This window comes from Chryseobacterium sp. TB1-D10 (assembly GCF_059803555.1).
Window position 1 is genome coordinate 128,773 of sequence record NZ_JAPFHB010000002.1, and the last position, 26,193, is coordinate 154,965.

Here is a 26,193-nt window from a genome sequence, read left to right on the forward strand (position 1 = left end):
CTGCCGAAGCAGGGTAAAAACTAATAACCATGAAAACTCAAATTAAACATGAGAATCGAATATTAAGTAGCAAACTGTGTGCCAAAAAATATCTTTTCCCAGAAAAGAATTTCCGAGAGCAAATGTAACAAAATATTATTGTAAATTTGCACTTCTTTAAAAATAAAATTAAAATATGTCAGGAAAAATCACATTTACCATGATCAAGCCGGATGCTGTTGCAGACGGACACATTGGTGCGATCCTTGGAAAAATCAGTGAAGCTGGTTTTAAAATCAAAGCTTTGAAATTGACGCAGCTTACAGTTGCTGATGCTAAAAAATTCTACGAAGTACATTCTGAAAGACCTTTCTATGGAGAGTTGGTTGACTTTATGTCTTCTGGACCAATCGTAGCGGCGGTTTTAGAGAAAGATAATGCAGTAGAAGATTTCAGAACTACAATTGGCGCTACAAACCCTGCTGAAGCGGCTGAAGGAACTATCAGAAAGCTTTTCGCAAGAAGCATTGGAGAAAATGCAGTTCACGGATCTGATTCAGACGAGAACGCGCTTATCGAAGCTCAGTTTCATTTTTCCGGAAGAGAGATTTTCTAATCCCTTCTGAAAATTAAAATATAAAATAGGCTATCAAAACTGATAGCCTGTTTTTTTGTCTTATGGTCTTATAGCCCCGATGGGAACGGCATCCTTTTTATTTTTTTTGTACAAATTTTGTTTGGTGTGACAAATCGTCTTAAAAAAATAAAAAGATATAGTGGACAGCGGGAATTAGCTCCTAAATAATTTTAGAACTTCAAAAGTTCAATTGTTTTTTCCGGATCTTGTGATGAAAAAACGGCGTTTCCGGCAACCAAAACGTCGGCACCAGCATCAAATAATTTGGAAGCGTTATCCAGATTTACGCCGCCATCAATCTGAATCAATGCGGTGGAATTGTTGCTCAAAATCAAATCTTTGGTTTCACTGATTTTTTTATAAGTATTCTCAATGAACTTCTGTCCGCCGAATCCGGGGTTGACGCTCATCAATAACACTAAATCGACGTCTGCAATGATATCTTCCAACATCAAAACCGGAGTTGCAGGATTCAGAACTACGCCAGCTTTTGAGCCTTTGCTTTGGATGAGATGAATCGTTCTGTGGAGGTGAACGCAGGCTTCGTAATGTACAGAAACCAAATCTGCTCCAAGATCGATGAATTCTTCGACATATTTTTCAGGCTCAACGATCATCAAATGTACGTCCACAAATTTCTTAGCGTGCTGCTGAACGGTTTTCATTACTGGAAATCCGAAAGAAATATTAGGAACAAATCGCCCGTCCATAACGTCTACGTGGAACCAATCTGCCTGTGAATTGTTGAGCATCTCGATATCTCTCTGAAGATTCCCAAAATCTGCGGACAGCAGGGAAGGTGCTATAAGTTTTGTTTTCATTTTTACTTTATTAGATATTAGGATTTAGGTCTAAGGATTTAGGTGCTAATTAACTGAGGCCTAAATCCTAAAACCTTAATGATATTTCAGTTTCATTGTAGGTTCAATTTTAAGAAGACTTTCGTAAATTAATTTGATTACATTACTGACGTCTTCTTTGGAAACCATTTCAACTGTTGTGTGCATATATCGCAGAGGTAAAGATATCAACGCGCTCGGAACGCCACCGTTGGAATGTGCGAAAGCATCTGTGTCTGTTCCTGTGGCTCTGCTTGCAGCTGCTCTTTGGAAAGGGATTTCTTTTGTTTTAGCAGTGTCAATAATTAATTCACGGATGGTGTGATGTACACTTGGTGCGAAAAATACAACTGGTCCGTCGCCACATTTTTGATCGCCTTCTTTTTTCTTTTCGATCATTGGTGTTGTGGTGTCATGGGTGACGTCTGTCACAATGGCAATGTTTGGTTTGATGGTGTCAGCAATCATATCTGCGCCATAAAGTCCAACTTCTTCCTGAACAGAATTCGTGATGTAAAGTCCGAAAGGTAATTTCTTTTTGTTTTCTTTCAGAAGTCTGGCAACTTCAGCGATCATAAATCCGCCAATTCTGTTGTCTAATGCGCGGCAAACGAAATATCTGTCATTAAGTTCAAAAAACTCGTCAGGATAGGTAATCATACAGCCGACAAAAATTCCTAATTCTTCAACTTCTTTCTTGGAAATTGCCCCACAATCAATAAAAATATTTTCGATTTTTGGAACTGGTTCATTCGCATTCGCGCTTCTGGTATGAATTGCCGGCCATCCGAAAACACCTTTTACAATGCCTTTTTCTCCGTGGATGTTCACAACTTTAGAAGGCGCAATGGTTTGATCTGAGCCTCCATTTCTGATAACATAGATTAAACCGTCATCTGTTATATAATTGACATACCAGGAAATTTCGTCTACGTGAGCTTCTATCACAACTTTGAAGTCGGCTTCTGGATTAATAATTCCGTAAGCGGTTCCGTAATGATCGACTTCTATTTTGTCAACAAAAGGTTTGATGTAATCCATCCAGACTCTTTGTCCTTTGTGTTCGTAACCAGTTGGAGAAGCGGTGTTTAAATATTCTTCTAAGAATTTAATTGATTTCTTTTCGAATTTCATATCTAATGGGAATGATTTTTGATAATGATATTTGTTATTATAGATGATGTAAAAGTAATGATTTTTCGTAAACTGATCCCGATCCTTTTCGTATTTACAGGCATATTTTGTTATTCACAGCAAGATACTTTGCAGGTAAATTCTTTTGATGATATTCCTAAAAGTAAGTTACAAAAAGACGAATTCGGGAACGAATTTTTTTATGATGAAGTTCAGAAAGCCAAGATTTATAAGATAAATGGGGAACAGGTGATTGTACTGGATGAGTTAACTCTCAGAGCAAATCCGCATTTTAATAATCAATTAGATAGAAATTTTTATTTTTTTCTTAATAAAAAGCTCAACCGTGTTTATCCGTTATTTCTTGACGCATTGCAACAATATCGTGATATTCAAAAAGAAAGTGCCAATATGAAAGGTGCTGACAGAAGTCGCTACATGAAGCAAAGACAAACAGAATTGGCCGCCAGCTATGAAAAACAACTAAGACAGCTTACAACAACAGAAGGGCAGGTTTTTGCAAAATTAATGAACAGGGCAACCGGAAAAACGGTTTATGATATCATTAAAGAATTGAGAGGAGGATGGAGTGCATTTTGGTGGAATGTAAAAGGTAATATTGCAGATGTAAGCCTCAAAACACCTTATGATCCTCATAAATTTCGAGATGATCTTTTTATAGAATCATTGTTGCAATCCAATTGGAACCTGGGTTATCTTCAACCATATCCTGGTGCTAATGAATTTAAAATTCAAAAATAACTTAATGTTTAGTTATATAGTCAGTTTAAAATAAAAAACGCATTACAGATTTTTGTAATGCGTTTTTTATTTAATATTTTTATGTTTTATAATTCTGTAATCAGATAATTTTGATATTTGGATTTGTCAAAAGTAAATGTAGAAGGTGAAAGTGTCTGATTTTCCTTATAATTATTAATGCTAATGACGGCTAAATCATTATTATTAGAAACCTGCTCAAGTTTGATTAGTTTTTTCTGAGGTGTATTCACGTACAATGTAACACTCTTCAAACCGTTAGATTTTACAGGAGTCATTTTAATAATATCAACAGGGATTCCACTCATCGTTTTTTTACCGGAGTAAGTTACATTGTAATCTTTTTTATAAGAATCCAAATAACTCAAAGGAGAAAAAGCTGTTTGATTTTCGTTTGGTTTTGCAATTGTGATTTCTTTATCTTCATCACTTATACTATATACTTTGTTCCCATCAAAAATCTGCTCTGTTCCCATTATTTTTAATTTATATCTATTATTGTCTGAATAAAAGATACCTGTTTGGCTGGAACCTCCAGATGTGTACAAAAATTTGAAATAAGAATTTTTTTTGCTTTTGTAGCTTTTGGTAATGTCGTCTAATATTGTTTTTGATTTAGAATCAATAGTCTGACCAAAAAACATTAGATTTATTCCTAATAAAGCAATAGCAGAAAAAGATTTTGTGATATAATTTGTCATTTAATTTTTGCAATTTATTGTTATGCAAATTTAAGTTTTCAAGATTGATGCCAATTATTATGAATGATAAAGTTTGTTAACATCTTAAATAAAAAAACCTTTCCAATAGTTGGAAAGGTTTTGATTGGAAATATTTTTATTGATTATTCTACGATCAATTTTTCTGCATTGGATTTGCCATTTTCTGTAATTACAACAAGATAAATCCCTTTTAGAAGACCTTTTGTAGAAATAGCATCTGAACTGTTTTTCTTTCTTTCGAGAGATTTTACAAGTTTACCATTGAGGTCAAGAATCTCAACTTTAACAGTTGCATTTCCAACTGTAGGGGCAGTCTTGATGAAAAATTCTCCTCTTGCAGGATTCGGATAGATTCCAAATGCTTTGTTTTTAGCAATATCTTCTGTTCCAAGAATGATACAAGCTTCAGGAACATCAAATTTCTCAACCTGATCCGTGATACTTGATGCAGTTCCCGAAGAAGCTGTAAGACCTAAGCCTCTTTTTGCAAAAACATTCCAGATAAGGCAATTGTCTGCACCTCCTGCCAATTGATCTGCCTGTAAAATAGCATCTCTGCCAGAAATAAAATCAGGATTACAAGGTTGAAGTTTAAGGCCATCCATAACTAATTGAAGCGTTTTTGCACTTCCGGAATTTGCATCTGAAGTTATGTCATAATTATATCCATATTTTGCTGCCATTGCCCAATGAAGATCCCAAAGCATTGTAGCCCAGATTTCTCCAACTGCATGTGGTTGTCCTCCAGTAGAATTAGTGTCTGCATAAGTGTGAGGATTTACCGTCATATTGGTTGTATATCTGTACTGTCTTATTCCTGGGGATGTTGTTGAAGAATTGGTGGAATATGTGCCAATACCTCTGGCAGTAGTTGATGTATAACTTGGCGTATTTGTAAGCATCAGAGCAAAGAAATCAGACCAACCTTCTCCCATTTGTTCAAGGTTTGTTAAACAGCTATATCCTTGTCCAGTTAATCTATTTGAGATTCCGTGACCATATTCATGTATCATAACGCCATTGTCAAAACTTGAATTTTTATAACCTACAGCAAGATTTTTTAAATTCACATTTACCGTTCGGCCAGCAGTTATCTCCGAGGTAATAAAGTCTCCTTCATCTTTAGGTATCATTATGGACGGAATGCTAACATTTGTTACGTTGTTTACACTAATATTTGCGATAGTATTGGATGTCGTTCTGTGCACAATCAATCCTATTGCACCTGCATCCTGCATTGTTTTTGCCTTAATATTGTATCCGCAACCTCCCGTGGTGATTGCATTTACCATCGCAATTTTTCCAGTCAGGCTACCAGCTGCCATTGCTGTACATCCATTAGCAACAGGAGGAATTACAATATCGCCAGTGATTCCTGCTTCCATCAATTGTCGTCCGAAATTTGCAGAACCTGTATTTACAGGCGGTCTGGTGGATAATGCAGGATCTGTATAGAAGAGTCTCCTGTTTATCGTAACGCCGTAATTCCATAAGTACATCTGCATTCTAGGTGCTTGTGTAGAATATGAGCCGTTGCTATTTAATATCTCGTATCCGGATGCAAAATTAGCATTATTATAACCACTTCCGTCAAAGGCTTCTGCTCTTACAGCATCATTTCCTGCGCCTCCTTTTCCAAAATTATTGGATTGGAAGTTTCTTGTTGACTCTGTAAATCCAAATTTGTACATAATATCGTGAATCATGTTATTAGCATAAAACAAATTGGTTACAGCAGATGCTCTGTTGTCATAGGCACTCAAAGTTGTTCCTTCAGCAAAAGAAAAATCGAAAGTCAAACTGCCAGTTGTAGTACTTGCTGGCGAAAAACCAGCTGAGTTTGTGGCATTATTGTCAACATATGCAAGAACATTGTTACCATATGTATTGGTATAATTAGTTGTTCCGTTAGAATGCCAACCTTCTGGTGATGCTGTTAAATCCCAAGGATTTGTAACCGTGCTTTTGGCTCCAAATGTTGGTGCTTCAATTGGGAAAGGGAAAACACTGTAAGAAGCATCTGTAGCTGCTTTAGTTTGGTTTTTTGAAGCTGTATGATTATTAAAATGAACTACTAAATGATTTGAAACTTCTGAAGACGATTTTCCAGAAAAATGATCTGCTTCGAAGGAACATTCGTCAATCATTTTGTTATTTTCAAGAATCTCACCAGTTGTAAGACTTACCAAAGTTCCATAAAACTTGTTTTCTTTACTTTGATTAATGAAAAACAATTGCGCAGGAATCAAGCTATTATTTTTCTCAAAATAAAATCTGACACTTGCAACCTTATTGTCAGGAAGATTTATCAGATCTCCATCTTTTTCATCCATAAGTTGGAATCCGGTATTTTGGATATCCAAAAATCTTAATGCTGTGGAAAAAGCTTCTGATTTATCTATTTTATCGGCAACAATATTGCTGTTGACTTTTCTAAAATTATTATTAAATGAGACAACCTGCCCATCTCTTATCACAGCTTTTGCCAGAGATTTATAAATAGGAGTTGTACCATAATATTGCTGAACATTCACAATATTAGATTTCAAACTTGCAGAATTATCTTCATTTAAGATTTTGAATTCTGCACTCTCATTGTTACGGAAACTTACATCAGACTTGATGAAATTCTTGATAATTTTCTCACTAGATTGTGCATTCAGATTGGCAAAGAAAAAGAAAACGCCAATTCCTGCACATTTAGATAGTTGATTTATTTTCATATTAAAATTAAATTTATTTAAAAATCGGATTAACAAAAATATTGAAAATTTTCTTTTTTAATGAATTAAATATAAACAATTTTCAAATATTTAAGCTTTTGATAAAACTTTAACTATAATTTTATTAATAATATAATTAAAAAAGTTTGTTGCCTATGTAAACTACGTTTGGATTTTCTAGCAAAGATGAAATGGAATCACGGAATTTCATCATATGATCAGACACCTGATGGCTGTGAAGATCTTCACTGGTTTCCCAGGTTTCGTGGATGAAAAACACACCCTTGTTTCTATGATCTTCGAAAAGGTCATATTGAATACAGCCTTTTTCCTTGCGGGTTTCTATCACTAGTTTTTTAAGTAATTCTATCGCATCCATCATTGAGTTTTCTTTGATATGAATAACTGCGCTTAAGTAAATATTCATTATTTAATTCTAAAAATTTTGATTACCAAATGTATAAAAAAATGACTCTCGCAAATTTTAAAAAATAGAATTATATAATTAATAAAAAAAAATGTACTTTTGGACAAATTCAAAAACCAAGACAATGGCAGAATACAAACTATTGCTCCCGAGTATGGGCGAAGGAGTTATGGAAGCGACAATTATCAGCTGGATGTTCAATGAAGGTGATTTTATAAAAGAGGATGAATCTGTGGTAGAAATTGCTACAGACAAAGTAGATTCCGATGTTCCGACACCAGTTTCGGGGAAAATTATTAAAATCCTGAAGCACAAAGATGATGTTGCAAAAATTGGAGAAGCCATTGCGATTTTGGAAACAGAAGGAAGTTCTTCAAATGATCAAAGTCAAGAAGTTCCCGAGTCAAAATCTTATGAAGATGTGAAAGACCAGATTCATCAGCCTGAGCCGGAAGTGATCACTACTTTGGAGCAGCCTTTGTCTAATGTATCTGCATCATTTAATAATCAAAATTCTGATTTATATCTTTCACCTTTAGTGAAATCTGTTGTTCAGCAAGAGAATATTTCAGAATCTGAGCTTAAAACTATAAAAGGCGGCGGACTGGAAGGCAGAATTACAAAAGAAGACATCCTTGATTTTGTGAAAAATAGAGGAAATAAAGTTGAAGTTCAATCAACTCCTGTTCAGCAAGTGGTTTCCCAATCTATCCAAACTTTAGCACCAGCCCCAAAAGTTTCAAACACTCCAATTAAGGTTGGTGAAGGCGACGAGATCATCCAAATGGACCGTGTGCGCAAGATCATTGCAGAAGCGATGGTGAATAGCAAACATACTTCGCCACACGTAACATCATTTATCGAAACTGATGTGACTAATGTGGTAACCTGGAGAAATGCCAACAAAAATTCTTACCAAAAAAGAGACGGTGAAAAACTGACTTTTATGCCAATTTTCATCAGAGCGGTTGTGAAAGCAATTCAGGATTTCCCGATGATCAACGTTTCTGTGGATGGTGATAAAATTATCAAGAAAAAGAATATCAATATCGGAATGGCAACAGCTCTTCCAGACGGAAATCTAATTGTTCCTGTAATCAAAAATGCAGATCAATTAAGTTTATCAGGATTGGCAAAAGCGATTAATGATTTAGCTTACAGAGCAAGAAATAAAAAACTGACTCCAGCAGATACACAAGGTGCAACTTACACAATTTCCAATGTTGGAACTTTCGGAAACCTTATGGGAACGCCGATTATTCCTCAACCACAAGTTGCGATTTTGGCAGTTGGAGCGATTGTGAAAAAACCTGCTGTTATAGAAACTGAATTTGGAGATGTGATTGCAATCCGTCAGAAAATGTTTATGTCGCATTCTTACGACCATAGAGTAGTGGACGGAAGCTTGGGCGGAATGTTCCTGAAACACGTCAACGATTATCTCGAAAATTGGGATCTCAATACAGAAATATAAAATCAAAGCCTCAGAATTTTCTGAGTCTTTTTATGTTTTTCTTTTATTAGGAGATTGTCTATTGGAGAAAAATGATAAAATTTCAATATTCTCATTTTTTACACGATAATACATCGAATTGTATTTCAGTAAAACTGCTTTATGAATATTGTGATTTTCTGAAACTGGAAAAAAATTTGGATTTTTAGAGATTAGTGAAATTGTACTTTCAATTTTATTAGCCAGCATTTTTATTTCTTTTTCAGAAAAATTCTTTTCGAGATATTCAATTGTTTGATCTAATTCCTTTAAAGCGTTTGGTGTCCAAACGATATCATAACCACTTTTCATAGAGTTTCTTTGCTTCAGAATGTGGCTTTAAATCATTGTTGTCGGCTTCAGAAATTCCTTTTTCAATGGATTTTTTTTCTTCATCAGAAATTGATTCCCACCAATCTTTGGTTTCTTCTTGTCGGAATTTTAAAAGTTTTTCTATAATGGACTTATCCTCCAAAGTTGATAACCATTGGATTAATTCAAGTTTTTTATTGAGAATTTGTGTATTCATTATTTCAATACTTTATACCAAATTTAGAAATATTATTTCAAATTAACTTTAAATTTCTACAACTCATCCATTTCCCCACTTCCAGCTTGCCCTTCATTCATCAGATAAGCTTTTAGGAAAGGCGTGATATTCCCGTTCATTACACTGTCTACGTCGGAAGTTTCGTGCCCAGAGCGGACATCTTTTACCAATTTATACGGTTGCATTACATAATTTCTGATTTGGGAACCCCATTCTATTTTCATTTTTCCAGCCTCGATTTCATTTCTGGCTTTTAGGCGTTCATCAAGTTCAATTTGGTAAAGTCGGGATTTCAGGAGTTGCATTGCCTTTTCTTTATTTTGAAGCTGAGAACGAGATTCTGAATTTTCAATGATAATTCCCGTTGGCGCGTGACGAAGACGAACGGCCGTTTCCACCTTGTTCACGTTCTGTCCACCAGCTCCTGAACTTCGCATTGTTTCGAAGCTGATGTCGGCTGGATTGATGTTAATCTCAATCGTATCGTCTACCAAAGGATAAACATAAACGGAAACGAAACTCGTGTGACGTTTGGCATTGCTGTCAAAAGGCGAAATTCTCACCAATCTGTGAACACCATTTTCACCTTTCAAATATCCAAAAGCAAACTCGCCGTCGATTTCTATCGTTACGGTTTTGATTCCTGCAACATCGCCTTCCTGGAAGTTGAGCTCACGGAGTTTGTAACCTTGCTTGTCGGCCCACATTGTGTACATTCGCATCAGCATACTTGCCCAGTCGCAAGATTCTGTTCCGCCGGCTCCAGCTGTGATTTGAAGAACGGCAGAAAGTTCGTCGCCTTCGTTGGAAAGCATATTTTTGAATTCCAGATTTTCGACTTTTTCAACTAATTTTGGAAAAGCTTCGTCCAGTTCTTTTTCAGATTCCGGGTCTTCTTTTGCGAATTCTATTAATACTTGCAAATCTTCAAATTCTATTTTGATATCGTCGTAACCTTCCACCCATTTTTTCTTGGAACGGAGCTGTTTCAGGAAAACTTCGGCTTCTTTTGAGTTGTTCCAGAATTCGGGTGCTGCGGTTTTCTCGTCGTCGTTGGAAATTTCGATTTTTTTCTTTTCGATTTGGAGGAACTTGTGCAGGTCTTCGATTCTGGATTGAATATCTTTTATTTGGTCTGTGTTTACCACGTTTGTTTTAATTTTTGCAAAAATAAGAAGAAATTGATGAATGTTGAGAATTAATGATTGAAGTAGAAATTAAACGCAAAGTCCGCTAAGATTTTTAAATGATTGAAAATATTTTTAAGGTTCGCAAGGTCGCTTCGCTCAGCAAAGATTATGTAATTGAAAATTTCAATTGATGACGAATCCTGCAATAGGGATAGTAGTGGAAATCCTTTTTTGTGGCTTGGATATGTTGAATCAAATGGGAAAACGTCTTCCACAAAAATGATTGTAGCGGATAGCCCGACCCGAGCGGTGGCATTTGGAAAGGCGAGGGGATTGCCCAAGTATTGTAAAAAGTAGGATGTAAAATGTAAAAAGTATTTAAATTTATTTGACTGATAGTCAGTGGTTTGAAACTTAATTTTGATTAATTTTAAAAATCGAGGCAACCATTTTGGTATTTTGCCGTCTTATAGTCAGAAAGAGAAAATGAAAACAGATTTACAACATATCTTTTCCAAAGCAAAGAAAAATGACCGACTGGCTCAGAAGAGTTTGTTCGAGATGTTTTCGGGGAAAATGTTGTCGGTCGCCAATTCTTACATCAATAATCGGGATGATGCGGAAGATGTGTTGATGAATGCTTTCTACAAGGCGTTTACGAAGCTGGAAGATTGTAAAAACTATGAATCGTTTCCGTTTTGGCTGAGGAAAATTGTGGTGAATGATGCAATTAGTTTTATTCGGACAAACAAACATATTCTTTATGCGGAAACTGAGTTTACGGACTCGATTGCAGAACAAACGCAAGATATTAATGAGCTTTCTCGGGACATCGATTTGGAAGTGATTTTCAGGGAAATGCCGATTGGTTATAAGTTGGTTTTCAATCTTTCGGTTTTTGAGGAAAAGAAACATCAGGAGATTGCGGAAATCCTGAATATCACGGAAGGAACCAGCAAAAGTCAGCTGAGTAAGGCGAAAAAATGGCTAACAGATTATTTTAATCAACAAAACACGAAACAAAATGCAGAATCTGAAATCTAAATACGAACAAAGGGAAATGCGCGTTTCCGACAGTCTTTGGGACAGATTGGAAGAGAAACTCGACCAAGTTCCTGCAAAAGAGAAAAAGCCGAAAATATTTTGGTGGAGGTTTGTTGCAGTGATTATTCTAATTGTAAGTTTTAATGGTGTTTCCTGGATGACTAATATCGAAAACAAGGTGAAAAACAGTCAGGATTTTGAATTTCGAACTGACCAAATTTCAAGCGTACGTCAGCAATCTGAAGATAGTGATGAAATTCAACCATCAATCCCAATAGAAAATTCTGAAACTGAAAATCAAAGATTGGCAGTTGAAAATGTAAAAGATTCTTCGACTCCGCTCAGAATGACAGAGAGAATCAAAAAAGAAAATCAAACTGTTAATCAAGTTTCTGAAAAAGAAATTTTAATTAAAAAAGAAGAAATTTCTATTCCTCACCCAGAAGAAAAACTGGCTCAGAGTGAGATTCAGAAACCTAAAGAACGACCAAAATATATTACATCTTCCGATTTACTTTTCGGAGTGGAAATAGACAAAGCGAAATCTGAAACGCCAAAATCAGCAATGGGAATCAATGTTTCAAAACTAAGAAATGATTCGGATTTTCCCAATCCAAAACGTATCAAACTCTTCGGAATTACGCTTTACGACAAAGATTCTATAACAACTAAATAAACTAAAATGAAAGTCAAAATTCTACTTTTGGCAATGCTTTCAAGCTTTGCTACAGCTCAAACTACGCTCGATAATCAGATGAAATCTTACACGGAAAGAGTCAATTCCATCGTTTCAACAGAAAAAGCGAATATGAAATCTGAAACGGACAAAATCGATGAAGCTTTCTCTTCCGGAAAAATCACAAAAACGGAACAGATTGCTCAGAAAGAAGCGGTTTCTAAAAGGTACGAAACGCTCATCAATGAAAAAATTGAAAACGAGCGCGAGCAATTGGAAAATATTACGAAAACTGCGGTTACGAATTCGGTTTACGATATTAAGCCAGATACAATCAGAAACAAGAATTCTGTAAGTTTTGGAACTTCCGGACTGTCAATTAATATCAAAAAGAATGATAAATCGCCGAAGGAATACATCAATTCAAGTTCTTTAAGTGTTGGTTACGCGTTCGCAAATTTGACCAAAGACAAAGGCAGTTTCAACCCTTTTGAAAATGATTCTGAAATGAGAATCGGGAATTCTCACAGCATTGAAGTCCAGTTCAGAAAAGACCGTCAGTTGGGAAGTTTCACGAGTCCGTGGGTTTTGAGATACGGTTTGGCTTATAGAACCGACACTTATATGCCGAAACGTCCGCAGGTTTTTGTTCAGGAAAATTCGCAATTATTCCTTGAAGATTTTGAAGAAGGCAGATTGAAACGTTCAAAATTGAGAAATGTTTATCTGACCTTGCCAATTGAATTTCAGCTTTATCTAAATCCAAAATACACAGAATATGACGGCAAACAATATCTGGACGTGAGAAAAAAAATGTGGAAAATTGGCGTAGGAGCTTATGCGGGAATCAACACGAGAAGTATCGTAAAAGTGAAATATTACAACGAAAATGACAACTTCAAAAAGTACGATTACACTTTGGATGACGGCGTGAATGCTTTTCTTTTCGGAGGGAAATTCAGTCTGGGTTATGGCGGTGTTACTTTATTCATCAAGAAAGATTTCACACCAATCTTCAATGATAAAGCCATTTTACCAAACAAAAACGGAATCCAAATCGGAATCGAGATTGCCAATATTGATTTCTAATTGATAACATTTTTCATAGAACACTATTTTTATTATTATTTTTCTTATTAAATCACATCTTGAAAGAGATGTGATTTTTTTTGTTAAACAATAAATTCAAATTTCAAAAAATTAGCTTCCAGATTACAATTTTAACTCTAAACACTCAACAACGAGTATAAAATACTCAACGCCGAGACAAAAAGACTCAAAAACGAGTAAAAAAGACTCGATTACCAGTATAAAACATTGAACGAAGAGTATAAAAGACTCAAAATCCAGTATGAAAGATTCAGTGACGAGTATAAAAGTCTCAACGACGAATGTAAAAGACTCATAATACTTTTTTTGTAAGTCAAGAATTTTTATTTACATTGGCAAATAGGATTTAGAAATGAAAAATTTACAGTTAATCGGATTGTTTTTGGTTGTGGCAGGCAGTTTTCTGCCCTTGGTCCATATTCCAATTGTTGGAAACTGGAACTATTGGAAAGTGGATAACACACTCGCCATCATACTTTGGGGATTTTCTTTATTAACACTGGTTTTCATACTGATTGGCAAAACTAAACTCGTGAAAATAATGGCATTTTTAATGATATTGCTTTTTGTTTTCACAATTGTTGCCATAAAGCTAAAATCTTTGGATTATTTCAGTTTTTTACCTTTCAAATCCTGGCAATCTACATTTGCGGGAATCGTGAAATTATCCTGGGGATGGTTCATCGAGTTTCTGGGAGCGGTAGCCATTTTAGTCGCATCAAGAAAAAATAAAATTGAACCACAAAGTCACAAAGATTTGCACAATGAGCACAATTAATTTTGAAATTTGACAAAGTCAAACCTTGTGACCTTAAAACATTTAGTAGTAAAAAAAACTTTGTGCACTTTGTGTTAAAAATTTAATGTAAAATCAAAAAAAATTAAAAATATTATGAAAGAAGTATTCATTGTATCAGCGGTCAGAACACCAATGGGGAGTTTTATGGGAAGTCTTTCGACAGTTCCTGCTACACACTTGGGAACTGTTGCTGTAAAAGGAGCTTTAGACAAAATCAACCTTGACCCGACTTTGGTTGAGGAAATCTATATGGGGAATGTTCTGCAGGCTAGCGAAGGTCAGGCTCCGGCGAGACAAGTGGCTTTGGGCGCAGGTTTGTCTAATCATGCACCTTCTACAACCATCAATAAAGTTTGCGCTTCCGGAATGAAAGCTGTGACAATGGCAGCTCAAGCAATCAAAGCTGGCGATGTAGATATCATCGTAGCGGGCGGAATGGAAAATATGTCGATGGTTCCTCATTATATTGACGGAAGAAACGGCGTTAAACTCGGAGAAATCAAAATGCAAGACGGACTTCTAAAAGATGGTTTGACAGATGTTTACAACAAACAACATATGGGCGTTTGTGCAGAATTGTGTGCTAAAGAAAATGACATCACGAGAGAAGAGCAAGATGCTTTTGCAATCCAGTCTTACAAAAGGGCTGCATCTGCTTGGGAAGCTGGAAAATTTGCAGACGAAGTTGTTCCTGTTTCGATTCCTCAAAGAAAAGGAGAACCAATTATTTTCTCGGAAGATGAAGAATATAAAGCGGTTAAGTTTGATAAAATCCCAACTTTAGCGACAGTTTTTCAAAAAGAAAACGGAACAGTAACCGCAGCCAACGCATCAACTTTGAATGACGGCGCATCTGCTTTGATTTTGATGTCCAAAGAGAAAATGGAAGAATTGGGATTGAAACCTTTGGCGAAAATTATTTCATACGCTGATGCAGCTGTAGAACCTGAAAGATTCACAATGGCACCTTCGAAAGCTTTGCCAATTGCACTAAAGAAAGCAAATCTTTCAAAAGACGACATCGATTTCTTTGAATTAAATGAAGCATTTTCAGTAGTTGGTTTGGCGAATACCAAAGTTTTAGGATTGGACGCTTCAAAAGTAAATGTGAATGGAGGCGCAGTTTCCATAGGTCATCCGCTTGGAAGTTCTGGTTCTAGAATCATTGTCACCTTAATTAATGTTTTAAAACAAAACAATGGAAAATATGGCGCAGCTGCAATTTGCAACGGTGGCGGTGGCGCAACAGCTATTGTGATTGAGAATTTGCAATAATCTTTATTTAAAATAAAAACTTAAAACCCTTTCAGATTTCAAAGTTCGAAAGGGTTTTCTTATTAAATTTTTAATACAAACGCATTTTTTTGTCAACTTGTAATTCCTTTTTTTACTTTTGTCTAAATAATTATTTCCAATGTCCGAAATAGAAAAAACAATTCCAGAAAACTCAATCAAAAATAATCCGAAAATTATGCGCGCCTGGGCGTTGTATGACTGGGCAAACTCGGTTTATTCCTTGGTCATCACGTCCACAATTTTTCCGATTTATTATGCAATCCTTACCACGGCGTATGAAAAGAAAGAATATGTTGCAGAAACCAAGCAATGGATTGATGTTGCGGTGCCTCATATGATTACCATTTTTGGGAAGCAGTACCATCCAGACACGGTTTATGGCTATTCTCTCACGCTTTCCTTTTTGATTGTCGTTTTGCTTTCCCCGATTTTATCGTCGCTGGCAGACACGATTGGGAACAAGAAATCTTTCCTTCAGTTTTTCTGTTATCTGGGCGCGACATCTTGTATGGGATTGGCGATGTTTACAGGAATGGGAACGGTTTGGCTGGGCTTGTTGTTCAGCGTTACGGCGAGTGTTGGTTTCTGGGGAAGTTTGGTTTTCTACAATTCATTTTTGCCGGATATTGCAACACCGGACAAGCAGGATGCGCTTTCTGCAAAAGGTTACGTTTACGGTTATATGGGTTCGGTGATTTTGGTGATTATCTGTTTGGTTCTGATTCAAGTATTTGCGGAAACACCTAAGCAAGCTGCTATTTATACGCGTGTGAGTTTCCTTTTGACTGGTGCTTGGTGGTTTGGCTTTTCTCAATATACCTTCAAACATTTGCCGCAATTTGGTCAGGTCAAAGAGCAATTGCCGAAAGATTTGGTATTGCTTAATTATAAAAACATCTTTAAAAGTCATACGGAACAAGGTGGTTTCTTTGAAGTTTTGAAGGATAATTTTGGTTTTTACTTTGATGTATTTAAGCAAAGTTTCCGTGAATTGTTCAAGGTCGGTGGTCATCTTTTTGCCGATAAAAATCTGAAATTCTTCCTTTCCAGTTTCTTTTTCTACAGTGTTGGGATGCAGACGATTTTCCTGATGGCAACATTATTTGGCAAGCGTGAAATTAATATGGCTCAGGATAAATTAATAATGACGCTTTTATTAATTCAAATCGAAGCGATTATCGGAGCTTTGTTTTTCTCTTGGTTATCGAAAAAAATCGGGAACAAAAATGTAATCAGTATTACCGTTGCCTTGTGGATTGGAGCTTGTCTTTCAGCATATTATTTGAATAAAGAAAATCCGAATGTCGAATATCAATTCTACGGAATCGCCGCTGTTATTGGTTTGGTGATGGGCGGTTTGCAGGCGATGTCGAGGTCAACATATTCCAAGTTGTTGCCTCAGGATTCTATGGACAACACGACGTTTTTTAGTTTTTATGATGTCTTGGAAAAAATCGCTATTATTTTGGGAACTTTCATCTTTGCAACGTTGATAGAATATTACAACAATATGCGTTACGCCGCTTTATCGATGACGATTTTCTTCGCTATTGGATTGATACTAATTCGTTTTATGAAAGTTAAAAATAATACCAAATAATTGTCATTTTGAGAATATTAGGTTTCCTGTTTTTATTACTGTTTACAGCTTTCAACGCTCAAACTCCGGTTTCAGAAGATTTGATTATTGGAAAGAAAATCACTTTGGATTCTAAGATTCTTAATGAAAAAAGAACATTGAATATCTATCTTCCGCAGACTTATGATAAGGCCAAAAGTTACCCTGTTATTTATATTCTGGATGGAAGTATGAATGAGGATTTCATACATTTGGTCGGACTTCAGCAGTTTTTTAATATGCAGTTCAAAATGCCGGATTTCATAATCGTTGGTATTGCGAATGTTGATAGGAAAAGAGATTTCACGTTCCATACAGATTTGAAAGATTTGCAGAAAGATTATCCTACGGCAGGACATTCGGATAAATTTATTGAATTTATTGAAAAAGAATTGCAACCTTTCATTAATGAAAATTATAAGACAGATAATACAAAATATATCATTGGTCAATCGCTCGGCGGACTTTTGGCAACTGAGATTTTATTAAAGAAACCAGAACTTTTTACCCATTATTTCATCATCAGTCCAAGTCTCTGGTGGGATGATGAAAGTCTTTTGAATAAGGCTAATTCATTGCTTTCCTCACAAAAAGATGAAGAAAAATTTGTTTATGTTTCTGTTGGGAAAAAGGAACATAAAACGATGGTGAAAGATGCGGATTCACTTTTTCAAATTCTTAAAAATTCAGGAAAAAAGAAACTGAAATTAGAATATAATCTGATGACCGATGACAACCACGCAACCAATTTGCACAAAAGTGTTTACGAGGGTTTCCTGAAATTATTTCCTTACAAAGATTAATTTCAATAATTAATAAAAATTTAAAATTTCGGTTTGTTATTTGATATTAATGGAATAGTTTATTTTTTTTGTAAATTTGCAACATCAAAACACATTATGACAAACCCTTTATTTTACGCGAAAATTCTTCTCTTCGGTGAGTATGGCATTATTGAGGATTCTCAAGGGCTCACTTTACCGTATAGTTTTTATAAAGGAACACTCAAATTTTCCGATTTGAACAACGATTTCGAAAAGAAATCCAACCGATCTCTGGAAAAATATTCCAATTATCTTTTGGATTTGGAATTGCATGAGGAATATAAACTCAACGTACAATCTTTCAAAGCAGACATTGCAGAAGGTTTGTTCTTCGATTCCAATATTCCGCAAGGTTATGGCGTAGGGAGTTCAGGCGCTTTGGTGGCCGCGATTTTCGAAAAATATTCTTTCACAAAAAGAGAACCTGATACAATTTCAAAAAACGAACTGAAGGATTTGAAAATGATTTTCGGTCAGTTGGAAAGTTATTTTCACGGAAAAAGTTCAGGAATCGACCCGTTGATTTGCTTTATGAATCTTCCGATTCTGATTGAAAGTAAAGACAGCGTTGACAAGGTTTCTATTCCAGCCGAAGAATTGGGCAAAGGTGCAATCTTCCTGATTGATTCTGGAACGATTGGCGAAACCGGACCAATGATTCAAATCTTCTTTGAAAAGTTGAAAAATGAAGGTTTCCGCAAGACTTTGAAAGAAGAATTCATCCGTTACAACAACGCTTGCATCGACGCTTTCCTAAGAAAAGATATGAATCCGTTTTTCAAAAATCTGAAGAAATTATCGGTTTGGGCTTACGAACATTTCCGCCCGATGATTCCGGAAAATCTTTTCAACATCTGGAAAAAGGGAATCGATTCCAATGCTTATTACCTCAAACTTTGTGGTAGCGGAGGCGGAGGTTATATTCTTGGCTTCTCCAAAGATTATGAAAAGGCGGAGAAAATGCTCGAAGGTTTTCACAAAGAAGTGATTTACAGATTCTAGTTTCAACCACAAAAGTCACAAAAGGTTAGCTTGAAGATTTCACTTATAAGTCTACAAAAGTTCACTTTTTTGCTCTTTTGAATTTACTTTTTTAATTTTAATTCTCAATTGTATCACGATCTTTTGTGACTTTTGTGATTAAAAGATTTATTTAAAATAAAAAATGAGCAACGAAACGAAACCAACTTCCCGAAATGCCATGTACCGTGTTTCTCAGTTGATGGGTTTTCTGTTGGGCGCTCGTTTTTTCGTGGCGGTTTTGCTCACATTTGCACTTTACGTTTCCACATTTTTCCTGTTCAATCGCGAAGAAAGTTTCAGAAATTTTGTCTTCGATTATAAGGTTCATTTTATCATCATTTGTTCCGTTCTAAGCATTTTAGCTGGCGGAATTATCAATCGGTTTTACGATAAGGAAAAAGACCAATTGGTCAAGCCTTTTCGTTCCAGATTACAGAATTTCCTCAAGGAAAAATATTTTCTGACCGCTTATGTCATTCTCAACGCATTGTCGCTTGGATTGGCGTTTTTTGTGTCGCATCGGGTTTTTATTTTCTTCCTGATTTATCAGTTTTTAATGTGGTTTTACAGCCATAAACTCAGCAAAATCATTATTCTAAATAACTTCACTTTTGTCGCGTTGACACTTTATCCATTCTTTGGAATGTTGATTTATTATCAGACGTTTTCTTTGAAGATTTTATTCCTTGCAATTTTCCTTTTCCTAATGCTTTTCATCATCGATATTACAAAAGATACGTTGACCAAAAACGCAGATAAAATGTTTGGCTACGAGACGATTGCGAACCGATTGGGATTTCAAAACACAAGGTCGATTTTATTAATTTTATTAATTATCACCTTGATTGTTTCATTGATTTTAAGTGTTGGAATTGGTTTCAAAAATATTATTGCTTGGTACTTTTTATTGACGATAATAGTAATTCTCGGAACAGTTTATATGTTGTTCAGAAATCAAAAAAATGATAAATTTAAATCTTTGAATCTTCTAAGACTTTGGATTTTCTTCGGAATTCTGGCAATGCTTTTAGATGGGATTTATCACAAATATCCTTGGTTAATTTAAAATATTTTCAAAAAAATGTCAGTAATCATTAGAGAAAACAAAGTCGAAGACAACACCATTCTCGCCAAAATCATCAGAACAGCCTTTCACGATTTTGAAGTAAGTTGTACCAATGGAACAGTTTATTCCGACCCGACGACAGATGACTTATATTCATTGTTTCAAACTGAGAAATCAGCTTTATTCGTAGCAGAGGAAGATGGTTTGATTCTAGGCTGTTGCGGAATTTTTCCAACGGATAATTTACCTGATGACACAATTGAGCTTGCCAAATTCTATCTTTCGAAAGAGGAGAGAGGAAAAGGAACCGGAAAATTATTGCTCGAAAAATGTCTTGAAAAAGCTAAAGATTTAGGATACAAAAAAGTTTACCTCGAAAGCATTCCGGAATTTAGCAAAGCGGTTTCCATTTATGAAAAACAAGGGTTTCAATATTTGGAAAAACCATTAGGGAATTCGGGGCATTCTGGTTGTAATCTATGGATGATTAAAAATCTTGACTAATGCTTGAGAAAAAATATCTTATCAAGTAAGAAATAAAAAAGTCCACTAACCTTCTGGAATTGGACTTATTAAAGAATTAGTTTTAAGTTTATTTACCCGAAAACATCATTCAGCACTTTCGCCAAACGCAAACCGCCGTACAACAATTGTCTTTCAACGGTCGATTCAAAACGGTAATTGTAATCGTAGCTCAATTTGGAATCTTTCGGTGTGTGAAAGTAGATGGAGTTTGCAATCTTCTGACTGTCATACAACCAATCCTGCAAAGTTCCACCTTGAATAGTTTTCACTTCATCTTTCGATTTGATATCAATCAAATTTGCAAATTCTGTGTAAGAATATTTTCTGTCTTCCACCATTTTCGAATCCCAAAGTGAATGCAAGTTAGTGTTTTGTCCAAAATAAGTCACATTGATTTTATTTCCTCCCAAATCCTCGTAACGTCCAACGTGAAGTGGCTGATGTAAGTCACCCATCAAATGAACAAGGAAAATTAAAGAATTTTTCTTATCAGATTCCGAAGTGTTTTTATCCTTAATTTTCTTTGCTAGATTTTCAATTTGCGTATAAAGATTCGGACTTTTCTGAGCTTCCAAAGAATCTTTGAATTGCTGGAAATTCTTTTGTGCATTGATGTTTACATAATGCCAGGACGATGTTTCTTTCCAAACGCCCGTCGTATCAGATTTGATGAAATCCGGCCAATTCGAATAGTAAGCTAATTTCTGATTTTCCAGAAGTTTCTTGATTTTTCTTTCAGCTTTAGAACTCAAATGATGTTGTGCAATTTCTGCAATCACGCGGTGACCAGTCAAACCCCAAGCAAAACAGTAGAATGAAGAAAATACTAGAACGCCAAATGTGATTTTTGATAAAATACTTTTCATTTTTTAATTTATTTCAAGCGGCAAAGATAGGTTTATCAAAAATTTATTTAAAGCCAAATCTCTGTTAAATATTATTAAACTTGAATTAAGGTAAACCATAATCGTCAATTAAATTCCGTAAATTTGCGTTTTCCCAGAATTGGACTTTTCAATGAAATCGCTGTCATTAAAAAGTGAAGAACCAATAAAAATTAGCGATTCCATTTGACCTTTAAAAAAGAAATGAATATCTATAAATGAAAGATAATCAGGAGTTTATCGAAATATACGGCGCTAGAGAACACAACCTCAAGAATATTACCGTCAAAATCCCACGAAACGAATTGGTGGTCATTACAGGACTTTCCGGAAGCGGAAAATCTTCCCTCGCATTTGATACGATTTTTGCGGAAGGGCAAAGGCGTTACATCGAGACGTTTTCTGCATATGCAAGACAGTTTCTTGGCGGATTGGAACGTCCGGATGTTGATAAGATTGAAGGACTTTCTCCCGTAATTGCCATCGAACAAAAAACGACCAATAAAAATCCACGTTCAACCGTTGGAACGATTACCGAACTTTACGATTATCTGAGACTTTTGTTCGCAAGAGTTTCCGATGCTTATTCAATGAGCTCTGGGAAACGTTTGGTAAGTTATACGGAAGACCAGATTCTTGATACGATTAAGGAAAACTTCAAAGGGAAAAAGGTCTATCTGATGGCGCCGGTTGTGCGTTCCAGAAAAGGACATTACCACGAGTTGTTCATTCATCTTTCCAAAAAAGGTTATTCTCAGGCAAGAATTGATGGCGTTCTTCAAGACATCGAATATGATTTGAAACTCGACCGTTACAAAACCCACGATGTGGAAGTGGTGGTGGACCGATGGATTATCGGAGAATCTGCGACTGAACTGAGAATGCAAAAATCTCTGAAAACCGCTTCCGATATGGGCGAAGGATTGATTGCAATTCAAGAAATGGGAAGTGAAGAAATTCATTTTTTCTCGAAGAATTTGATGGACGATATCACGGGAGATTCGATGGCTTTGCCGGAACCAAATACATTTTCATTCAACTCACCGAAAGGAAGTTGCGAAACGTGCAAAGGTCTTGGTACCATCAAAAAAGTGAACACCGACTATTTTGTCGAAAATGATAAATTATCAATCAATCAAGGTGCTTTATTACCTTTAGAACAAATAAAATCCAACAAATGGATTCTTTCTCAGATTAAATTAATCCTGGAAGTTTTCGATTTGAGTTTGACAACGCCGTTCAAAGATATTCCGAAAGAAGCTTTGGAGTACATCTATTACGGTCATAATAAGGACATTACGAAAGAACTGAAACACGCCGGAATCTCGAAAAAGATTAAAATCAACTTCGAAGGTTTGGTTCATATTCTTGAAGAAATTGTGGACGAGCGTGAAAACTATGATGCCGTTTTGGTGGAAAGAAATTTCACAACGGAAGAAGTTTGCCCGACTTGTAAAGGTGCACGTCTTCGTCAGGAAAGTCTGAGTTTCAAGATTGATGGAAAAAATATTGCAGAAATCAACGGTCTTTCTTTATTGGATTTGAAAGAATGGCTGGCTGATGTGAAAGATACTTTCAGTGAGAAAAATAAAATTATCGCGTACGAAATCCTTAGAGAAATCGAAACGAGACTGCAATTCCTTTTGGATGTTGGTTTGGATTATCTGAGTTTGAGTCGAAGCTCGAAAACCCTTTCTGGAGGCGAATCTCAACGAATCCGTTTGGCAACACAAATTGGTTCTCAATTGGTAAATGTACTTTATATTTTGGATGAACCTTCGATTGGTTTACATCAAAGAGATAACGAAAGATTGATTAATTCCTTGAAACATCTTCGTGATATCGGGAATTCGGTTTTGGTGGTGGAACACGATAAAGATATGATTATGGAAGCCGACCACGTTTTGGATATTGGTCCAAGAGCGGGAAAATTCGGTGGTGAAATCCTTTGGCAAGGTCATCCGAAAGACATCAAAAAAGCCAATACAATTACGGCTGACTATTTAACTGGAAAACGTAAAATCGAAATTCCTGCAGAACGAAGAGCCGGAAATGGAAAGTTAATTGTGTTAAAAGGCGCAACTGGAAACAACCTTAAAAATGTCAACCTTGAAATTCCATTAGGAAAATTGGTTGTCGTTTCGGGAATTTCCGGAAGTGGAAAATCGTCTTTGATTAATGGAACACTTTATCCAATTCTGAACCGTCATTTTTACAGAGCGATTCAGGAACCTTTACCTTACAAAAGTATTGAAGGTATTGATAATATCGACAAAATAGTTGATGTTGACCAAAGTCCGATTGGAAGAACACCACGTTCCAATCCAGCGACTTACACGGGAATGTTTACGGATATTCGTAATCTTTTTGCCGAATTGCCAGAGAGTAAAATCCGTGGTTACAAAGCCGGAAGATTCTCTTTCAACGTGAAAGGCGGACGTTGCGAAACCTGTCAGGGAGGCGGTTTGAAAGTCATTGAAATGAATTTCTTACCCGATGTTTATGTGCATTGCGAAACCTGCCACGGAAAACGTTTCAACCGTGAAACTTTGGAAGTGCGTTACAAAGGAAAATCGATTTCCGATGTTCTGGAAATGACAATCAATGAAGCGGTAGAATTCTTCCAGCCGATTCCAAAAATCTACATCAGAGTGAAAACTTTGCAGGATGTTGGTTTGGGTTACATCACGATTGGACAACAATCCACAACTTTGAGCGGAGGAGAAGCGCAGCGTGTAAAATTGGCAACGGAACTTTCCAAAAGACAAACCGGAAACACACTTTACATTTTGGATGAGCCAACAACAGGACTTCATTTCGAAGATGTGAAAGTCTTGATGGAAGCGATTAATCAATTGGTGGAATTAGGAAATTCCTTCATCATCATCGAACATAATATGGACGTTATCAAATTGGCTGACCACATTATTGATGTTGGTCCGGAAGGTGGAAAACACGGTGGACAAATCATCGCTGAAGGAACGCCTGAGCAGATTATCAAGTCTAAAAAAAGTTTGACGGCCAAGTTCTTGAAGAAGGAAATGTAACTTAGAAGTTAGAGCTTAGACTTTATTAATAAATAAAAAATGTCAGTCCAAGTGGAGTGACATTTTTTGTTTGATATTTTTAATTATAAATCCCATTAGCTTCCGTCAAAATCATTGGTTTTCCATCTGTCACAACAATCGTATGTTCGTGTTGCGCCATAAAACCACCTTTGTTTCCTACCATTGTCCAACCATCTTTTTGCGTGTCTGCAATCGTGGAAGTTGTGGAAATGAAAGTCTCAATCGCCACCACAGAATTCTTCTTGAATCTTTGTGTATTGAATCGGTCGCGGTAATTCGCAATCTCGTGTGGTTCCTCGTGCAGACTTCTGCCAACGCCGTGTCCAGTCAGGTTTTTGATGACTTTGTAACCGCGTTTTTTGGCTTCGGTTTCCATCAGATGGCCGATGTCAGAGATTCTCACGCCACCTTTGATATTGGAAATTGCTTTCTGCAGGATTTCTTTGGAAGCGTCAATCAGTTTTTGATGTTGGTTGATGTCTTCGCCAATCACAAAAGAACCACCGTTGTCTGACCAAAATCCATCCAGTTCCGCAGAAACATCGATGTTAATCAAATCGCCTTCTTTCAGAATCGTTTTCTCGGACGGAATCCCGTGGCAGAACTCGTTATTCACGCTGATGCAAGTGTAACCCGGAAAACCGTAAGTCAGATATGGAGCAGATTTTGCGCCCATTTCTTCAAGGATTTTTCCGCCGAAATCATCTAATTCCTTAGTCGAAATCCCTGCTTTTGCAAAGTTTCTCATTTCCTTCAAAGCGTAAGCTACAGCCTCGCTTGCCTTTTGCATTCCGATTAATTCTGACTCGTTGGTGATGGACATATTTATATTTTTAATTCAGTAAGAATCAAATTTATCGATTATCATTAGAAAAAACAAATGTTGAACTCTTTACTTAAATTGATAAATTTCTAATGGTATCAATTTTGTCATTAATCTTAAAAATAAAAGTTATGAAATCAATTAAAATTTATTTGTCATTAATCATCTTCGCAATTGGTTTGACATCTTGTGGAACACCTCCAAGACCACCGAAACCACCAAAACACCCAAGTGGTAAACCAATGCCGCCGGGACAAGCGAAAAAAGTTTTCGGAACCAAATCTGCAAAACCATTTGCGCCGGGACAAAATAAATAATCACCAAGATATTAATTAAAAATTCCAAGATGTGAAAATGTCCTGGAATTTCTGTTTTTGATTCCAATGTTAAATTTTCACTTTCAATGTTAATTTAATATGAACGGAATATTAAAATGTTGTAACTTTGTCTTTTAATTAGATAATTATTCACTTAAAATCAATTGATTATGGAAATGAAAATGATTAGTAAAATGGTTGCATTATCAATATTTGTATTTGCAGGTTTGTTCAGTGTAGCTCAAGCTCAGGAATCTGAGAAAAATATACAGGAAGTGGTGCTTCGTTCCGGCGACGCGTTTGGGGAACTTAGGAAACTCGTAAAAGATAATTTCGATTTCACAGCTTCGGAATATAAGGAAGGCGTAATTAATTCTGATGTCAGATTCAGCCTTGCTGAGAACGGAAAAATTACCAATATCCATGCAAATGGAGACTGTAAAAATGTAAGCAAAGAATTGGAGAACGTTTTGGCTAATCTGCTTTACAAAGTGGACGTCAACAAACTGAACCAAAATATGATGGCTACGACTTACGTGATGCCAGTGAGCGTCACGATAGATAATAGATAAATGTTTAAATTGTTATTAAAGAAAGTCATGTGCAACCCTGTATATGGCTTTTTTTTTGTGAATTATTTGGACGCCTTTATCCGTCTTCCACTCCCGCTTTTTTGTGCCAAGGCTTTTCCAGCGCTAACAAAAAGA

Annotated in this window: 26 protein-coding genes; 16 read left to right on the forward strand and 10 right to left on the reverse strand. The window is 36.0% G+C overall.

Features of this window, described 5'->3' with window-relative positions; all coding sequences use genetic code 11:
* Positions 1-175: 175 nt before the first annotated feature.
* Positions 176-595, forward strand: a complete 420-nt coding sequence (locus OPU68_RS02870; RefSeq protein ID WP_034965572.1) for a nucleoside-diphosphate kinase — start codon at positions 176-178, stop codon at positions 593-595.
* Between the two features lie 191 nt (positions 596-786).
* Here the strand turns inward: OPU68_RS02870 and rpe are convergent, their stop codons facing one another.
* Both rpe and chrP read right to left on the reverse strand, forming a co-directional pair.
* Positions 787-1,437 (reverse strand): ribulose-phosphate 3-epimerase, encoded by a 651-nt coding sequence (gene rpe, locus OPU68_RS02875; RefSeq protein WP_498472478.1) that lies wholly within the window; start codon positions 1,435-1,437, stop codon positions 787-789.
* A gap of 75 nt (positions 1,438-1,512) precedes the next feature.
* Positions 1,513-2,589: a chryseobasin maturation metalloprotease ChrP gene (gene chrP / locus OPU68_RS02880; protein ID WP_498472479.1), complete on the reverse strand. Its 1,077-nt coding sequence runs from the start codon at positions 2,587-2,589 to the stop codon at positions 1,513-1,515.
* Between the two features lie 57 nt (positions 2,590-2,646).
* Here chrP and OPU68_RS02885 point away from each other — a divergent pair, with 57 nt between their 5' ends.
* A complete protein-coding gene (locus OPU68_RS02885) occupies positions 2,647-3,351 on the forward strand; it encodes a DUF4294 domain-containing protein (RefSeq protein ID WP_498472801.1) in 705 nt (234 codons plus the stop codon).
* Between the two features lie 86 nt (positions 3,352-3,437).
* Here the strand turns inward: OPU68_RS02885 and lolA1 are convergent, their stop codons facing one another.
* The 3 genes from lolA1 to OPU68_RS02900 all read right to left on the reverse strand — a co-directional run bounded on the left by lolA1 (position 3,438) and on the right by OPU68_RS02900 (position 7,241).
* Complete coding sequence (gene lolA1 / locus OPU68_RS02890; protein ID WP_498472480.1) at positions 3,438-4,070, reverse strand: outer membrane lipoprotein periplasmic chaperone LolA1; 633 nt, start codon at positions 4,068-4,070, stop codon at positions 3,438-3,440.
* Between the two features lie 143 nt (positions 4,071-4,213).
* Entirely contained in the window at positions 4,214-6,814 is a 2,601-nt protein-coding gene (locus tag OPU68_RS02895; protein ID WP_498472481.1) for a T9SS-dependent M36 family metallopeptidase, read from the reverse strand.
* A 136-nt stretch (positions 6,815-6,950) separates the two neighbouring features.
* On the reverse strand, positions 6,951-7,241 hold the full coding sequence (locus OPU68_RS02900; protein WP_498472483.1) for a putative quinol monooxygenase: 291 nt from the start codon (positions 7,239-7,241) through the stop codon (positions 6,951-6,953).
* A gap of 124 nt (positions 7,242-7,365) precedes the next feature.
* Here OPU68_RS02900 and OPU68_RS02905 point away from each other — a divergent pair, with 124 nt between their 5' ends.
* Entirely contained in the window at positions 7,366-8,715 is a 1,350-nt protein-coding gene (locus OPU68_RS02905) for a dihydrolipoamide acetyltransferase family protein (RefSeq protein ID WP_498472484.1), read from the forward strand.
* A gap of 30 nt (positions 8,716-8,745) precedes the next feature.
* Here OPU68_RS02905 and OPU68_RS02910 read toward each other — a convergent pair whose 3' ends face one another.
* Genes OPU68_RS02910 through prfB form a run of 3 tightly spaced genes read right to left on the reverse strand, consistent with a single transcriptional unit; the run spans position 8,746 to position 10,431 of the window.
* Positions 8,746-9,045, reverse strand: a complete 300-nt coding sequence (locus tag OPU68_RS02910; RefSeq protein ID WP_498472485.1) for a type II toxin-antitoxin system RelE/ParE family toxin — start codon at positions 9,043-9,045, stop codon at positions 8,746-8,748.
* Positions 9,029-9,262, reverse strand: coding sequence for a hypothetical protein (locus tag OPU68_RS02915; RefSeq protein ID WP_498472487.1), 234 nt, complete (start codon positions 9,260-9,262; stop codon positions 9,029-9,031). Before OPU68_RS02915 ends, OPU68_RS02910 begins: the two co-directional genes overlap by 17 nt.
* A gap of 56 nt (positions 9,263-9,318) precedes the next feature.
* Positions 9,319-10,431 (reverse strand): peptide chain release factor 2, encoded by a 1,113-nt coding sequence (prfB, locus tag OPU68_RS02920; RefSeq protein WP_498472488.1) that lies wholly within the window; start codon positions 10,429-10,431, stop codon positions 9,319-9,321.
* Between the two features lie 468 nt (positions 10,432-10,899).
* Between prfB and OPU68_RS02925 the strand changes: the two genes are divergently transcribed.
* From OPU68_RS02925 to OPU68_RS02970, 10 genes are all read left to right on the forward strand, one after another.
* Complete coding sequence (locus OPU68_RS02925) at positions 10,900-11,457, forward strand: RNA polymerase sigma factor (protein WP_498472489.1); 558 nt, start codon at positions 10,900-10,902, stop codon at positions 11,455-11,457.
* Positions 11,438-12,133 (forward strand): hypothetical protein, encoded by a 696-nt coding sequence (locus tag OPU68_RS02930; protein ID WP_498472490.1) that lies wholly within the window; start codon positions 11,438-11,440, stop codon positions 12,131-12,133. The genes OPU68_RS02925 and OPU68_RS02930 overlap by 20 nt, the downstream gene beginning before the upstream one ends.
* Before the next feature lie 6 nt (positions 12,134-12,139).
* Positions 12,140-13,222 (forward strand): hypothetical protein, encoded by a 1,083-nt coding sequence (locus OPU68_RS02935; RefSeq protein ID WP_498472491.1) that lies wholly within the window; start codon positions 12,140-12,142, stop codon positions 13,220-13,222.
* Between the two features lie 373 nt (positions 13,223-13,595).
* A complete protein-coding gene (locus tag OPU68_RS02940) occupies positions 13,596-14,021 on the forward strand; it encodes a hypothetical protein (protein ID WP_498472493.1) in 426 nt (141 codons plus the stop codon).
* A gap of 114 nt (positions 14,022-14,135) precedes the next feature.
* Positions 14,136-15,317: a thiolase family protein gene (locus tag OPU68_RS02945; RefSeq protein ID WP_498472494.1), complete on the forward strand. Its 1,182-nt coding sequence runs from the start codon at positions 14,136-14,138 to the stop codon at positions 15,315-15,317.
* Between the two features lie 139 nt (positions 15,318-15,456).
* Positions 15,457-16,938, forward strand: a complete 1,482-nt coding sequence (locus OPU68_RS02950) for an MFS transporter (protein ID WP_498472496.1) — start codon at positions 15,457-15,459, stop codon at positions 16,936-16,938.
* 8 nt (positions 16,939-16,946) lie between these two features.
* On the forward strand, positions 16,947-17,759 hold the full coding sequence (locus OPU68_RS02955; RefSeq protein ID WP_498472497.1) for an alpha/beta hydrolase: 813 nt from the start codon (positions 16,947-16,949) through the stop codon (positions 17,757-17,759).
* A gap of 96 nt (positions 17,760-17,855) precedes the next feature.
* Positions 17,856-18,782 (forward strand): mevalonate kinase family protein, encoded by a 927-nt coding sequence (locus tag OPU68_RS02960; protein ID WP_498472499.1) that lies wholly within the window; start codon positions 17,856-17,858, stop codon positions 18,780-18,782.
* Between the two features lie 163 nt (positions 18,783-18,945).
* Entirely contained in the window at positions 18,946-19,869 is a 924-nt protein-coding gene (locus OPU68_RS02965) for a UbiA family prenyltransferase (protein ID WP_498472500.1), read from the forward strand.
* A 15-nt stretch (positions 19,870-19,884) separates the two neighbouring features.
* On the forward strand, positions 19,885-20,373 hold the full coding sequence (locus tag OPU68_RS02970; RefSeq protein ID WP_498472501.1) for a GNAT family N-acetyltransferase: 489 nt from the start codon (positions 19,885-19,887) through the stop codon (positions 20,371-20,373).
* A 92-nt stretch (positions 20,374-20,465) separates the two neighbouring features.
* Here the strand turns inward: OPU68_RS02970 and OPU68_RS02975 are convergent, their stop codons facing one another.
* Positions 20,466-21,260: a S1/P1 nuclease gene (locus tag OPU68_RS02975; RefSeq protein ID WP_498472502.1), complete on the reverse strand. Its 795-nt coding sequence runs from the start codon at positions 21,258-21,260 to the stop codon at positions 20,466-20,468.
* 236 nt (positions 21,261-21,496) lie between these two features.
* Between OPU68_RS02975 and uvrA the strand changes: the two genes are divergently transcribed.
* Positions 21,497-24,325: an excinuclease ABC subunit UvrA gene (gene uvrA / locus OPU68_RS02980; protein WP_498472503.1), complete on the forward strand. Its 2,829-nt coding sequence runs from the start codon at positions 21,497-21,499 to the stop codon at positions 24,323-24,325.
* Positions 24,326-24,404: 79 nt separating this feature from the next.
* Here the strand turns inward: uvrA and map are convergent, their stop codons facing one another.
* On the reverse strand, positions 24,405-25,169 hold the full coding sequence (gene map / locus OPU68_RS02985; RefSeq protein ID WP_498472504.1) for a type I methionyl aminopeptidase: 765 nt from the start codon (positions 25,167-25,169) through the stop codon (positions 24,405-24,407).
* Positions 25,170-25,300: 131 nt separating this feature from the next.
* On the opposite strand from map, the gene OPU68_RS02990 reads away from it, so the two are divergent.
* Both OPU68_RS02990 and OPU68_RS02995 read left to right on the forward strand, forming a co-directional pair.
* A complete protein-coding gene (locus OPU68_RS02990; protein ID WP_498472505.1) occupies positions 25,301-25,486 on the forward strand; it encodes a hypothetical protein in 186 nt (61 codons plus the stop codon).
* 170 nt (positions 25,487-25,656) lie between these two features.
* A complete protein-coding gene (locus OPU68_RS02995) occupies positions 25,657-26,058 on the forward strand; it encodes a hypothetical protein (RefSeq protein ID WP_498472506.1) in 402 nt (133 codons plus the stop codon).
* The last annotated feature ends 135 nt before the right edge of the window (positions 26,059-26,193 follow it).